The 13,095-nt window shown below is 62.3% G+C and carries 14 protein-coding genes; 8 read left to right on the top strand and 6 right to left on the bottom strand.

Going from position 1 to position 13,095, the window contains the following annotated elements; all coding sequences use genetic code 11:
• Nucleotides 1–306 precede the first annotated feature (306 nt).
• Nucleotides 307–894 (bottom strand): TetR/AcrR family transcriptional regulator, encoded by a 588-nt coding sequence (locus J8I87_RS21560; RefSeq protein WP_209933882.1) that lies wholly within the window; start codon nucleotides 892–894, stop codon nucleotides 307–309.
• Nucleotides 895–1,098: 204 nt separating this feature from the next.
• Here J8I87_RS21560 and J8I87_RS21555 point away from each other — a divergent pair, with 204 nt between their 5' ends.
• The 5 genes from J8I87_RS21555 to J8I87_RS21535 all read left to right on the top strand — a co-directional run bounded on the left by J8I87_RS21555 (nucleotide 1,099) and on the right by J8I87_RS21535 (nucleotide 4,454).
• Complete coding sequence (locus tag J8I87_RS21555; RefSeq protein ID WP_209933881.1) at nucleotides 1,099–1,725, top strand: flavodoxin family protein; 627 nt, start codon at nucleotides 1,099–1,101, stop codon at nucleotides 1,723–1,725.
• 23 nt (nucleotides 1,726–1,748) lie between these two features.
• A complete protein-coding gene (locus J8I87_RS21550; RefSeq protein ID WP_209933880.1) occupies nucleotides 1,749–2,072 on the top strand; it encodes a putative quinol monooxygenase in 324 nt (107 codons plus the stop codon).
• A gap of 23 nt (nucleotides 2,073–2,095) precedes the next feature.
• Nucleotides 2,096–2,839 carry an SDR family oxidoreductase gene (locus tag J8I87_RS21545; protein WP_209933909.1) on the top strand — a complete coding sequence of 248 codons (744 nt, stop codon included), beginning with the start codon at nucleotides 2,096–2,098 and terminating at the stop codon, nucleotides 2,837–2,839.
• 257 nt (nucleotides 2,840–3,096) lie between these two features.
• Nucleotides 3,097–3,960, top strand: coding sequence for an alpha/beta fold hydrolase (locus tag J8I87_RS21540; protein WP_209933879.1), 864 nt, complete (start codon nucleotides 3,097–3,099; stop codon nucleotides 3,958–3,960).
• Nucleotides 3,957–4,454 (top strand): VOC family protein, encoded by a 498-nt coding sequence (locus J8I87_RS21535; protein WP_209933877.1) that lies wholly within the window; start codon nucleotides 3,957–3,959, stop codon nucleotides 4,452–4,454. Before J8I87_RS21540 ends, J8I87_RS21535 begins: the two co-directional genes overlap by 4 nt.
• A gap of 67 nt (nucleotides 4,455–4,521) precedes the next feature.
• On the opposite strand, the gene J8I87_RS21530 is transcribed toward J8I87_RS21535, so the two are convergent.
• From J8I87_RS21530 to J8I87_RS21515, 4 genes are all read right to left on the bottom strand, one after another.
• Entirely contained in the window at nucleotides 4,522–5,376 is an 855-nt protein-coding gene (locus J8I87_RS21530) for an IclR family transcriptional regulator (protein WP_209933876.1), read from the bottom strand.
• 105 nt (nucleotides 5,377–5,481) lie between these two features.
• On the bottom strand, nucleotides 5,482–6,324 hold the full coding sequence (locus tag J8I87_RS21525) for a sugar phosphate isomerase/epimerase family protein (RefSeq protein WP_209933875.1): 843 nt from the start codon (nucleotides 6,322–6,324) through the stop codon (nucleotides 5,482–5,484).
• A 46-nt stretch (nucleotides 6,325–6,370) separates the two neighbouring features.
• Nucleotides 6,371–6,982 carry an NIPSNAP family protein gene (locus J8I87_RS21520; RefSeq protein WP_209933874.1) on the bottom strand — a complete coding sequence of 204 codons (612 nt, stop codon included), beginning with the start codon at nucleotides 6,980–6,982 and terminating at the stop codon, nucleotides 6,371–6,373.
• A complete protein-coding gene (locus J8I87_RS21515) occupies nucleotides 6,969–8,723 on the bottom strand; it encodes an FAD-dependent oxidoreductase (protein WP_209933873.1) in 1,755 nt (584 codons plus the stop codon). The genes J8I87_RS21520 and J8I87_RS21515 overlap by 14 nt, the downstream gene beginning before the upstream one ends.
• Before the next feature lie 108 nt (nucleotides 8,724–8,831).
• Here J8I87_RS21515 and J8I87_RS21510 point away from each other — a divergent pair, with 108 nt between their 5' ends.
• The 3 genes from J8I87_RS21510 to J8I87_RS21500 all read left to right on the top strand — a co-directional run bounded on the left by J8I87_RS21510 (nucleotide 8,832) and on the right by J8I87_RS21500 (nucleotide 12,530).
• Nucleotides 8,832–9,737, top strand: coding sequence for an NAD-dependent epimerase/dehydratase family protein (locus J8I87_RS21510; RefSeq protein ID WP_209933871.1), 906 nt, complete (start codon nucleotides 8,832–8,834; stop codon nucleotides 9,735–9,737).
• 85 nt (nucleotides 9,738–9,822) lie between these two features.
• Nucleotides 9,823–10,665: a shikimate dehydrogenase gene (locus J8I87_RS21505; protein WP_209933870.1), complete on the top strand. Its 843-nt coding sequence runs from the start codon at nucleotides 9,823–9,825 to the stop codon at nucleotides 10,663–10,665.
• Nucleotides 10,666–10,760: 95 nt separating this feature from the next.
• Nucleotides 10,761–12,530, top strand: a complete 1,770-nt coding sequence (locus J8I87_RS21500) for an FAD-dependent oxidoreductase (protein WP_209933869.1) — start codon at nucleotides 10,761–10,763, stop codon at nucleotides 12,528–12,530.
• Between the two features lie 42 nt (nucleotides 12,531–12,572).
• Here the strand turns inward: J8I87_RS21500 and J8I87_RS21495 are convergent, their stop codons facing one another.
• Nucleotides 12,573–13,001: a cupin domain-containing protein gene (locus J8I87_RS21495; RefSeq protein WP_245254061.1), complete on the bottom strand. Its 429-nt coding sequence runs from the start codon at nucleotides 12,999–13,001 to the stop codon at nucleotides 12,573–12,575.
• Nucleotides 13,002–13,095: the final 94 nt, after the last annotated feature.

The following is a 13,095-nucleotide window of genomic DNA, read 5'->3' as shown; positions in this document are numbered from 1 at the left end:
TCCCTTGTTGATGAAAGCAGGACGACGAGCAACAACACCATGCACTTCTTGAGGAATCTCCCGCAACGACCTCCGGTGCCCGCAGTGGTGGCCGGATTCTGCTCGAGACCTCGAAATACGCGTGAAAAAGGCTGATCGCTTGCGCGTTGCTTGAGCATCGACGATCCGGACGCCCCTTGCGGGCGTTTTTTCATTTCAGGCCTGTTTTTCCGCTGAATTCGAAACGTCGCGCCGCAGCGCCTCGGCGACTTCCTCGTGCAGGCGAGGTCGCGCTTTGCGCAAACCGGCGCCAAGCGGGCATGGAGATCAGGCGTCGACGGGCCAGCTTTTCAACACGGCGGCCACCAGTTGGCGAAGCTGACGACGCGTCGCGCCTCCTCTTGCCTGCACGGCCAGGCCCTGAATGAAGGTGGATATGAAGGCTGCCGCATCGTGAGGGGTCATGCCCTCCGGCAGCCGTCCAGCCCCCTTTACCGATTCGAAGCGCTCGCGCAGGCGCCGCTCGAATTCATTGCGGCTTGCCGACAGTTCCTCGCTGAGCGGGCGCGCATCAGCGCTGCACGCAAGCGCTGACAGTGTCACGAGACAGCCGGACGGCGTGTGTTTTCCCGTATGAAGATCGACGATCCCGTCGAGCAGGGATTCAGCGATCAGCCTCGGCGTCGGCTGCGCCAGGGCGCGCACGCGGAATGCCAGATGATCGCGGTTGTATCGATCGAGAACCCTGCGAAAGAGCCCTTCTTTGCTTTCAAATGCTTTATACAAGCTGGACTTCGTGAGTCCCGTTGCTTCCTGAAGATCCGCTAGCGACGCCGCGTCGTAGCCCTTTTCCCAGAACACGTGTAACGCCTGCTGCAAAACCTCATCTTCGTCGAACTCTCTTGGACGTGCCATTTCCGTTTCCTCGATCAGCCATTATTGTAGACCAAACGGTTTCCAAACGACCTTCAAACCACAGTCAGTCTGGTACGAGGCGGGCGACACCTCGTTCGACGATATCGAACGTCTCCATACGTTCCCTTCGAACGACATTCAAAACCGCTTGGTCCATAATGCCGTCAATCGTCACCGGCTGTGACGTCAACATTGGAGCAGATCATGTCGAAAGGTTTTGAAGGAACCCGTGTCGCCGTCGTCTATCACAGTGGCTATGGGCACACGCGAAAAGTCGCGGATGCCGTAGCCCGAGGTGCGGCAAGCGTCGAAGGCACGGAGAGCCTTCTGATCGGCGTCGAGGATATCGACGGATATTGGGGCATCCTCGAACAGGTGGACGCAATCATTTTCGGTGCGCCCACTTACATGGGAAGCGCATCGGCTGAGTTCAAGAAGTTCATGGATGCGACGTCCCGCCATGTGTTCGCAAAGGGAAGCAAGTGGGCCGACAAGGTCGCAGCCGGATTCACGAATGCGGCTTCACGCTCAGGCGACAAACTGGCCACGCTTCAGCAGATCGCGATCTTCGCTGCGCAGCATCGGATGCACTGGGTCAACCTCGGACTTCCGCCGGGACACAATCATTCGAAGTCGACTGAGGACACGCTGAACCGGCACGGCTTTTTCCTGGGCGCTGCTGCGCAATCGAACGCGGACGAAAGCGCCGACGTCACACCTCCCGATGCCGATCTGCGCACCGCGGAATTTCTCGGCGCCCGCGTCGCGGAAGTGGCCTCGCAACTTGCCGCTGGCCGCACGCTGCTCAACGCTGCCGAGACGACGGTTTAACACTCAAATTCAGGAGCCTGACCATGACTCAAAACATTTCATTCATCGTCCATTTGCCTGGCAAGCCCGAAGCGCGTGAAGAGCTTTATTCGAGCCTCGTGAAGGTGCTCGACGAAATGTCGAACGAACCGGATTTCGTCAACACCTACCTGCACCGCTCCACGGACGACCCCGACACGCTCGTTCTGTATGAGACCTGGGCTTGCAGCGCGCAATACTTCCAGGACTATCACCTGAAGAAAGCCTACCGCGTCGATTACGAAGGCAAACTGAAGAATCTTTTGAAAGCGGAGCGGAGATTCGAATGGCTCGAACCTGTTCGTGGTTACGAGCGCAAAGCCAAGTAAATCGTTATTAAAGGAGCTTCATGATGGAAACACGTCTTTCGCAGAAGGTTGCGTTCGTCACGGGCGGCGCGCGTGGTATCGGGGCCGCGATCGTCCGTCGTCTTGCCAATGAAGGTGCGGCTGTCGCCTTCACCTATCAGAGCTCGGCCGCGGGCGCGACCCAGCTTGTCGCGGAGATTGAAAAAAACGGTGGTCGCGCAATCGCATTTAAGGCGGACGTCGCCGATTCGTCCGCACTCACTGCCGCTATCGACGAAGCGGCACGCGTTCTGGGCAAGATCGATATTCTCGTCAACAACGCCGGCGTACTGCTGATGGGCACGATCGACAGCTACTCGCTTGAGGACTTCGACAAGACTGTTGCCGTGAACGTGCGAGCCGTGTTCGTTGGTGCAAAGGCAGTCTTGCCTCATATGGGTCAGGGCGGACGGATCATCAACATCGGCAGCTGCAACGCAGAGCGTATTCCGTTCCCGGGCGCCAGCGCATACGCGATGAGCAAGTCCGCTCTGCTAGGCCTCGTGCAAGGCCTCGCGCGTGACCTCGGACCGAAGGGCATCACGGTCAACAACGTTCAGCCCGGCCCCGTCAATACCGACATGAACCCGGAGTCGGGCGAGTTCGCAACGGCTCTCCACGGCATCATGGCCATTGGGCGTCATGCGACAGCCGAAGAGATAGCAGGCATGGTCGCCTATGTGGCCAGCCCGGAAGCGGGCTTCGTGACAGGCGCGAGCCTGACCATCGACGGCGGCTTCAACGCGTAACCGTCTAATCCGTTCCCATGTCCGATTGCGGTGGCGACTCACGGCGCAAACGCGCGCCGTTCCTTTTGCGAATGCGTGTCGCCACCGTATGTCGACCTCTTTCCTCCTCATCGATCATTCAGGACCGTGAGGACATTTCCGTAGCCGCATACGCCTAACCCTTCGACAGTGAGTCCGTTTGAGCAGCGGCAGCCACGACTGCCGTCAATCACCAACGCCGAGTCTTCTTTCGGCACTTCTACTCGACAGGAGCGATCATGGAAAAAGTGACAAGCAAGCGGGCCAAGGTAAACGGCGTTACCCTCCACTACATTACGGCCGGAAATCCTTCTGGTCCTGTTGTCATCGCTCTGCACGGCTGGCCCCAGAATCACAGGGAGTTTCTTCCGATCATCGACGGCGCCGGCGACAAATACCGCTTCATCGTCCCCGACCTCCGTGGGTACGCGGACAGCGACAAGCCGTTCTCCGGCTACGAACCCAAAACGATCGCCCAAGACATACTCGAACTGCTGGAAGTAGAAGACGTCGATCGCTTTCACATTCTCAGCCACGATCTCGGCGGCCCGCCGTCGGTAGCGCTGGCGTACATGGCCGGCAACCGCGCGCTGTCCCTGTCCACGATCGAGACACCGTTCTTCGGTCTGGACTTCCCGGGATACGTCGATCCCCGCGTGCAGTATTGGCATCTTGGCATGCATATGAATATGGACATCACGCGCTTTCTTGTCGAAGGGCGAGAAGAGGCCTATTTACGTCACTTCTTTCGCGACTTTGCTTATAACCCCGATGCGATTCCAGAGGATGAAGTACAGCGCTATGTCACGCAGATGAAGCAGCCCGGAAACCTGCGCGCAAGCCTGAACCACTATGGCTACATCCCTCAGATGGCCGAGCAGACGGCAGAGTTGGCCAAAGAAAAGCTGAAAGTACCCATGCTCGCATGGGGCGGAAGCCATTCGTTCGGGTCGCATTGCTTCGATAGCGCGAAAGCGATCTCAGCCGATGCAAGCGGCGGCGTAATCGAAGCATGTGGCCATTGGGTTTTCGAAGAAAAAACGGAATTCATCGTGCAAGAACTGCTGACATTCTGGAAGCGCACTGGCAAGGAGCAAGCATGACTTCGGCAACAGGCGCAGACGGTGTCCGTCCGTTCAGGATAATGCACGTCGATCACACTGGAATAACCGTTTCGTCGCTGGCGGATTCGCTCGATTTCTGGGTCGGCACGCTGGGCTTCCGGCATCTCTACACGTGGGATTTCGAAAACGATGGGTTCATCGAAAATCTCGTCGGAGTTGAAGGTGCATCATTGAGCCTTGCAATGGTCGAAGGCTACGGGCACAAGATCGAGCTGTTGCAATATCACTCGCCAGCGGACCGATCGACCGTCAACGCACGCGCCTCCGACGCAGGCTTCATCCATATTGCGCTGTACGTGGACGACCTCGACGCGCTGCTCGAACGAATCAAGAAAGATGGATGGATTCCCGTTGGGCCGCCACAATGCGTCGAAGGCGGCGAGCGTGACGGGTTGAGGCTCGTCTATGTGCGAGGGCCGGACGGGGTCACACTCGAGTTCCTTCAGCCGCCCGTGCGTTCGTCAATCGACTGACAGCCTCGCAGACAGTGCTCGCGGCATTCGTCGCAAGCACTGTCAAAAGCTGTCTTCCGGCAGCACACTAAGCCTTGACGGCAGACCGGCCGCGTTTCTTCACGTCGGCGGGCTTTTTCTCCACTACCACAACGGGCGACGCGCGCTTGAAATACGGCGAACTCAACGTCGCCGCGCCCATATCCGACGCCGCGCTCAGCAACGACGGCGCCAGTTCCTTCAAACGCGACTCCGGCAGACGGCTCGTCGGCCCGGCGAGACTGACGATACCCACCACTTCTTCCGTCACGGGATTGCGCACAGGCGCCGCAATCGACGTCATGCCCGCCTCGTAGGTTTCGATTGCAACGCCGTAGCCGCGTTGCCGCGCGCCGTTCAGATCTTTGAGGAACTGCTGAATCGTCTTCGGCGCGCGAGGCGCGTTTTGCGACTTCGCCGCAAGCCCGCCCTGTTTCGATACGAGTTCGATCGCTCGTTCATCCGATAGCGTGGAAAGCCACGCCTGCCCGCTCGCCGTGCAATGCAGCGGCGGCTGGCTACCCATGTCGGGATCGTAGCGCAGCCCCGATTTTGCGCCCTGCGCCTTGCCCACGAACGTGATGTGATCGTCCTCGACGACACCCAGCCGCGCAAGTTCGCCCGACGTCTCCGCGAGCCTGTCGAGCACGGGTTGCGAAATATCGAACACGCCGCTCGTCGACAGATAGATCAGCGCCAGCGATACCAGCTTCAGCGCCAGCATGTATTCGCCATGGTCCTCGTCCTGACGCACGAAGCCTTCTTCGATCAGCATCGACAGCAGACGATGCGTGCCGCTGCGCGGAATATCGAGCGTGTCGGCGATCGCCGCAAGCGGCATGCGGCCGCCGTTCTTCGCCAGCAGTTCGAGCACTGCCAGCGCCCGCTCCAGGTTGCCTGCCATGTTGTACTCTCATTCAAACAGTCGTACGCAAATGAGAACACGATTCCACACTGGAATTCAAGCGAATTTGCGCGGCTGCGAAAGCTCGCTCAGCGGTCGTTACGCTCAGCTCGCCCTGCTGACGGAGGACGCCCGCTCGATGACCGCGAGCGTCGCTTCGCGCAAACGTCGAGCACGAACCACTGCGCTCGTCGTCTTTGCCCAGTGCTGCGTGGGCACTTCGATGCTCACGGGCAAATGTTCCGGCAGCGCCCGCAGAATGCCCACGAGATCGAGACCTCCTTCCCCCGGAACCAGCCGTTCGCAGCGCGCCTGGAATAGCAGCGTATCGAGATCGGTGGGCCGTTCGGCGGGTGCATCGCAAAACTGCACATAGCCGAAGTACTCGCGCGGTAGCGCGCGCAACTCGTCCAGCGACGAAGCCGCACGGTCGAAGTGAATCGGATCGATGATGAGCCCCGTATTGCGCTTGCCCGTCGCATTCACGATGCGCGCAGCTTGCGTGATGTTCTTCACATCCGTCCACGGCATCGGTTCGAGCGACGGCGTGAGTCCCAGCGGCGCCGCGATATCGCACAACTGGCCGAGCCGCTCGACCGTGCGCGCTTCGTCGGGGTCGTTGCCCGCCACGAGCACATATTGCGCGCCGAACTCGGCGGCTGTCGCGAGCATCGGCTCGTACGACGCCACATCGGTGTCGGGCCTGAGCCGCAGTATTTCGACATCGAGCACGCGCACGCCCGTGCCCTTCAACGCGGCGAGCGTTTCGCGCTTGAGCGGCGTATCGCCGACGATTTCGTGCCGCACCTCATGGTCCGTTGCCGGCAGCAAGCGCAGGCCGACGAAATCGTAGCCAGCATCGGCCGCGCATTGAACCATCTGCGGCGGCGTGAGTTCGAGCACGGTCAGCGCCGATAGCGACATTGCGCGCGCGTGAGCTTGAGTCATGATTATGTCCTCGTATCCGAATCGTATTCCGCGTTGACGAAACCGCTTAGCGCAGCGGCGAAAACGGCGCGGGCATATAGATCGTCGACTCCATCGTCGTCAGATGCGCGGGTCCGCCCTTCGGCGGCCAGATGCCATCCTTCACGGCTTGCGCGCGAACCCGCGACCGCTCGTCGACGCTCGCATACGGCCAGATGTTCAGAAAGCGCGGCACGTTGCCGTCGAGAGAATACATCGCGCCGACGAGCCGCGAGCGCTTCGTCCGCTCGGGGACGGCTTTTTCCCATGCGTCGATCGTATGCTGAAGGCTCGCGAGCTTCGTGCCATACACGCGCGTTTCATAGATGCCGCCATGCACGGCGGGCTCGATCGGCGGCAAAAACGGAAAGAGCGCGTAGCTTTCCGCTTGCACGTCATCGATAAACTCGCCGCAGCGGAATGGATTGCCCTCCAGCAACAAGCGCTTGCGCTCGTTGACGAGCGCCGCTTCCGATTCGAAGCCGCGCAGCACCATCACTTTGCCGAGCGCGCCGATATCCGAGTACCAGCAGCCGAGCAGCGTCGATCCAGGCTGATTGCCGCTCGCCTGGATGCCCTCGAACACCTGCGCATTCGTGCCGATTTTTACCGTGAGCGTGACCGTGTCATACAGTGTCATTGCATTGTCCCTTGATGTGAATGGAGGAGCCAGCGCGCGTTTCGTCACGCGCTGCGCCGGCGAGAGAAAGTGCCGCGAGGTAGCCGAAGGTCATCGCCGGACCGAGCGTGATGCCGCCGCTCGGATAGCGGCCGCCCATCATGCTGGCGCTGTCGTTGCCGACCGCATAGAGGCCGGGAATCGCATGATCGTTGCCGTCGAGCACGCGCGCGTTCGCGTCGGTGGCGAGACCCGCGAAGGTGCCGAGACTCCCCGGCAACAGTTTGACCGCGTAAAACGGGCCCTTTTCGATTGGCGCGACACATGGATTGGGCGCATGTGTCGCATCGCCCTGCACACGGTTATACGGCGTGGAGCCTTTGTGAAACTGCGGATCGAAGCCGTCTTTCGCATAAGCGTTGTACGCCGAAACCGTGCTGTCGAGCCCTTGCCGATCGATGCCGCATGCCGCCGCGAGATCGGCGAGCGTCGCGCCCTGCTTGAGGTAGCCGGAACGAACGTACGCCGAAACGGGAAACGGAAACGGCTTTGAAAACCCGAGTCCATAGCGGCGCTGAAAACGGTGATCGCAGATCAGCCACGCGCAGACTTCTTCGCCCGCCGGCGTCGTGCCGAGCAATGCGGAAATGAAGTCGTGATACGACGACGCTTCGTTGACGAAGCGCTGTCCGGCGCGCGTCACCGCAATCACACCGGGCTTTGCGCGTTCGATCAGATGCGGAAATGCAATGTCGCCGTCGCGTCGCGGCACGAGCGACACGGGCGCCCACGCAGCGGGGGCATCGAGTGTGTCGTTGAAATGCGCGCCAACCGATTCGCCGAGCCGGATGCCGTCGCCCGTATTCGCGCGCGGCGCGGCGGACCAGTGCTCGCGGCCCGAAGGCGTATAGGCGAAGGTGCTCGCGCGCCGCCCGACATCATGCGGAAAGCCGCCGCACGCGAGCACGACGCCGCGCGATGCGCGTATCTCGTGCAATGCGCCCTCTATCTCCACGCGCGCGCCCGTCACCCGCGTTTCATCGCGCAACAGCGCAATCGCCTTCGCTCGCGTGCGCAGATCGACACCGCGATCCGCTGCCGACTTCAACAGCCGCGCAACGAGCGCGTTGCCGTTGACAAGATGCATCGAGCGGCCATGACGCAGCTTGTGCCATCCGAATGCAGCAAGCCGCCGCGTGACATACAACGCGGACTTCAGCGAACGCGTCGCGCGATAGAAGTGCGCGAGGTCCTGGCCCGACGCGAGCGCCATTCCGTTGATGGTCAGGACCGACAGCGGCTCGCGCAGCTTGTGGATCAGCGGGCCGAGCTCGCGTCCGTCGAACGGCATCGCGCACACCGAGCGGCCGCCCACGGCCGCGCCAGGCGTGGTGTGAAAATCAGGAATGCGGTTGCCGTCGATGAATCGCACCGCCGTGTGCTGCTCGAAAAATTCGAGCATTTCCGGCCCGCGTTCGAGCAGCGCGTCGGCCTTGTCCGCGTCGAACCGCGCGCCAAGTTCGCTCTGCAGATACGTGCGTGGCATGTCGATGTCTTCGCGGATGCCGGCGCGCGCCGCCAGCGGATTGCGCGGAATCCACATCCAGCCGCCCGACCACGCGGTCGTGCCACCCAACTCCGCCTCCTTCTCCGCGACGATCACGCGCAAGCCCTGCGCCGCCGCTGTGACCGCCGCCGACAGCCCTCCCGCGCCGGAACCCAGCACCAGCACATCGCATTCGATTATCGCTTCACGTTTCATCCCGGTTCCTGCGAGGTTTTCCATAATGGCTGGAATTAGCTTGCGATGTGGAATACTATTCCACAATTGACGATCATGCAAAGAATTTTGACGACGAGGAGGAATGGCATGCGGGTACTGGTGACAGGTGGCAGCGGTTTTCTCGGGGCGTGGATCATGCGGCGCTTGCTCGCGCGCGGCATCGATTGCGTCGCGTTCGATCTGCGGGCGAAGCCGCACCTGCTGGAGGCGCTCGCGCCTGAACGGGCTGCGACGGTGCAATGGCGCACGGGCGACATCGCGCAGCGCGCCGACGTCGCACGCGCGCTGGAAGGCTGCGACGCGGTCATTCATCTTGCGGGCATCCTCACGCCCGATTGCGCGGCGAACCCCGTGCGCGGCGCGCAGATCAACCTGATCGGCACGTTGAACGTGTTCGACGCGGCGCGCGCCGCGGGACTCGCACGCGTGCTCTACGCGAGCAGCGCGGGCGTCTTTGGACCCGACGATGGAGCAACGCCGCATCCGCAAACGCACTACGGCGCATTCAAGCTCGCCTGCGAAGGCTCGGCGCGTGCGTACTGGAACGATCATGGCATCGCGAGCGTCGGGTTTCGCCCCCTCGTCGTCTACGGCGCGGGCCGCGAGACGGGGTCCAGCGCGGGCCCGAGCCTCGCGTGCCGCGCGGCGGCGCGCAACGAGCGCTATACGATGCCGTTCACGGGATCGACAGGCTTCGTGTTCGCGGACGACGTCGCGGCCGCTTACGAAGCCGCGCTGTTGCGCGACATCGAAGGGGCGCATGCATTCACGCTCGCTGGAGAACTCGCGTCGGTGAAGACGGTGATCGACACGATCGCGACGATCGCGCCTGGCGCGCGCATCGATGCCGCCGGCTCGCCGCTGCCAATCGCCACGGCGTTTCCGCACGATAGCGCACTGGAGCGTCTGTTGCCCGGCCTGCCGCGCACTTCCGTCGAAGCAGGTCTGCGGCAGACGGTGGACTTCTATCGCTGCGAGCGAGAAGCGGAATAGCGCAGCACTTTTCGTTAATTGTTGAATAGCATTCCATTTTGAACTACAGTTCCCAACATCGCTTTATCCTCGAGGTGAAAACAGCATGACCCGAACGACTGCAACGGACGTCGCCGTATCACTCGACGAAGGACTCAGCGGCGCGACGCGCGTGTACTTCATCGTCGGCGATCCCATCGCGCAGGTGCGCTCGCCCAGCGGCGTGACAGCCGCGCTGCGCGAGGCGGGACGCGATGCGCTCGTCGTCCCCGCGCATGTCGCGCCCGCCGACCTCGCCGCCTTCTTCGCGGGCGTCGCATCGATGCGCAATGTCGACGGCGTGATCATCACCGTGCCGCACAAGTTCAGCGCAGCCGCCTTCTGCGCGAGTCTTTCCGACGAAGCGGCCTTTCTCGGCGCGGTCAATACGTTGCGACGCGCCCCCGAAGGCGGCTGGCACGGCGGCATGTTCGATGGCACCGGCTTTGTCGCCGCGCTCGCGGACGCCGGCTGCGAGCTTCGGGGCAAGCGCGCGTTGCTGATCGGCGCGGGCGGCGCGGGCTCGGCGATCGGCCATGCGCTCATCAATGCGGGTGTCGCGTCGCTCGACGTGCACGACAACGACACGGCGCGCACGGCATCGCTCGTCACACGGCTCGCCGCATTGCAATGCGGCGGCGCGCGCACGGCACCTGCGGATCTCGCGCCCGAATCGTTTGATGTGGTCGTGAATGCATCGCCCATGGGCATGTGCGCCGACGATCCGTTGCCCATCGATGTATCGCGTCTGCCTGCAGCGACGTTCGTCGGCGACGTCGTCACGAAGCCGCCGCTCACGCCGTTCATCGAAGCCGCACGTGCGCGGGGCTGCAAGACAGTGACGGGCACGCAGATGTTCGCGCGCGTGTGCGACCGCATGGTCGAGTTTCTGCTGGACGCGCATGGTTGAACGCCGCGCGGTGAACGGCCATCGTCACGGACGCGCGGCGTATCGGGCGCGCCATGACATTCACCACTCGATCACGGAACGCAAGAGACATACGCATGCAATCAAACCATGACGGCCATTGGGACGAAGAAGTCGATCTGCTCATTTTCGGCGCGGGCGCAGCGGGAATGACCACCGCGCTGATCGCCCATCATGAAGGATTGAAAGTCCTCGTATGCGAGAAAACCGATGCCGTCGGCGGCATTACGTCGACGTCGGGCGGTACGACCTGGGTGCCAGGCACGCGGCTGAGCGTCGATGCCGGCGTGCCCGATAGCGTCGACGATGCGCGGCGCTTTCTGCAATCGGTGGTAAGCGAGCGTGGCGGCGATGAAGCGCGCGAAGCGTTTTTGCAAAGCGGCCCGCTCGCCATCGATGAATTGCAGCGCATCAGCGATGTCAAGTTCATCGCGGCGGCCGCGCACCCCGACTACGTCACTGGCCCCGGCGCGGCGTTCGGCGGCCGCGCGCTCGCGCCCATGCCGTTCGACGCCCGCGTGCTCGGCAAGGACTTCTCGCGCGTCAGGCCGCCGCGCAAGGAGTTCATGGGTCTTGGCGGGATGATGGTCAATCGCAGCGATCTTGGCGCGTTGCTGTCGCCGTTCGCATCCGCCCGTCATTTCACGCGGACGGCCGCCGTCGTGGGCCGCTGTCTGATCGACCGCTTGCGCTATCCGCGCGGCACGCAACTGGTGATGGGCAATGCGCTCGCCGCCCGGCTCTTTCATAGCCTGCGCAAACGCGGCGTCGACGTGCGCTTCGAAGCACCGCTGATCGAACTGATACGCGAGGACGGCAGAGTGACGGGCGCGGTGACGGGCTCGACAGACGGCTCACGCAAGCGCATCGGCGCGCGCGTTGGTGTCGTGCTCGCAACGGGTGGGATCACACGTCATCCGGAATTGCGCAAGCAACTGTTCCCCGCCGCCGCGCAACGGCTTTCACTATCGCCCGATACACACACGGGTGACGGCGTGAGCAGCGCACTGCAGATCGATGCGCGGCTCGATAACGGCGGCGATAGCCCCGGGCTCTGGATGCCCTGCTCGATTCGCCGTTCGCGTGACGGCAGCGACAGCGTATGGCCGCACATCATTCTCGATCGCGCGAAGCCCGGGCTGATCGCCGTCAACAGCCGGGGGCAGCGCTTCGTCAACGAGTCGAACTCGTACCACGACTTCGTGATGGGCATGTTGCACGACGCAGGCGATGGGCCCAGCGTGCCCGCTCACCTGATCGTCGATGCGGCGTTCATCCGCGACTATGGATTGGGTCTGCTGATGCCCGGCCGCAGCAGCGCGCGCATTGCCGGGTTCGAACGGTCCGGCTATCTGGTCAAGGGCGCAACGTTGGCCGAACTGGCGATGAAACTGGGCGTCGATGCAGACGGTCTTGCGCGCACGGTCGAAACCTATAACCGTCATGCCGTATCGAGCGAAGATCCTTTATTCGGGCGGGGCGCGAGTCCCATGAGCCGCTTCAACGGCGATGCCGCGCAACAGCCCAATCCGTGCGTGCGCCCGCTTGGCGACGGGCCCTATTACGCCGTCACGGTATGGCCCGCCGATCTCGCGTGCAGCGCCGGGCTTGCGGGCACCGCCAACGGCGAAGTGCTCGATGCGAATGGTGCGGTGATTCCCGGGCTCTTCGCGTGCGGCAACGATCTGGCGTCGATCTTTCGCGGCACCTATCCGGGACCGGGCACGACACTCGGCCCCGCCATCGTATTCGGATGGCGAATCGCCAAATTCGTCGCTGGCAAATCTTCTGATCGCGATGCCGTTGGCCGCACGCGTGCGAATGCCTGTTTGCACGAACTGCCTTAAGCGCTGCATCGCCCGCTCAGGCAGCCGCGACACGCGCTTCGCTCAACCCTGAAGCCCTTCGCACACCGACACGCGAGCGGGCTTCAGCGGCGGCCCGAGAAAATCGACGCCCCATCTCGCGCTAAATACGTTTCGCGCCTCCACATTCAGCTCGCCGTCTTTCATGACGCCGCCAAGCTCCATGAAAAAGGCCATTGCGTCGAGGCCCGGCTCCAGCAGCACCAGTTGCTTCGATGGTTGCGTATCGATGTTCACGAAACCGTGTGGCACATTGCCCGGCACCATCACCGTGTCGCCCGCTTCCACTTCGAAGCGCGCGTGATTCACCTCGTACAGATATCGCCCGTTCAGCACATAAAAGTATTCCGCTTCACGATGCCGGTGCAACGGCGGTCCATAGCCTGGCGCGTGGGTCGTCTCGATCAGTGTGAAACGGCCGCCCGTCGCCTTTGGCGAAATACGCACCTTCATTTCAAGTCCGATCGCGGGTATGACGACAGAACCATTCGCCGATCGAACGCCACAAGATACTCCACAAGACACTCCATTCATGATGCCACTCCTT

This window comes from Paraburkholderia sp. LEh10 (assembly GCF_017814945.1).
Classification (GTDB): domain Bacteria; phylum Pseudomonadota; class Gammaproteobacteria; order Burkholderiales; family Burkholderiaceae; genus Paraburkholderia.
The sequence above is the reverse complement of the archived record's forward strand: the minus strand, read 5'-3'. Positions and strand labels throughout refer to the sequence as shown.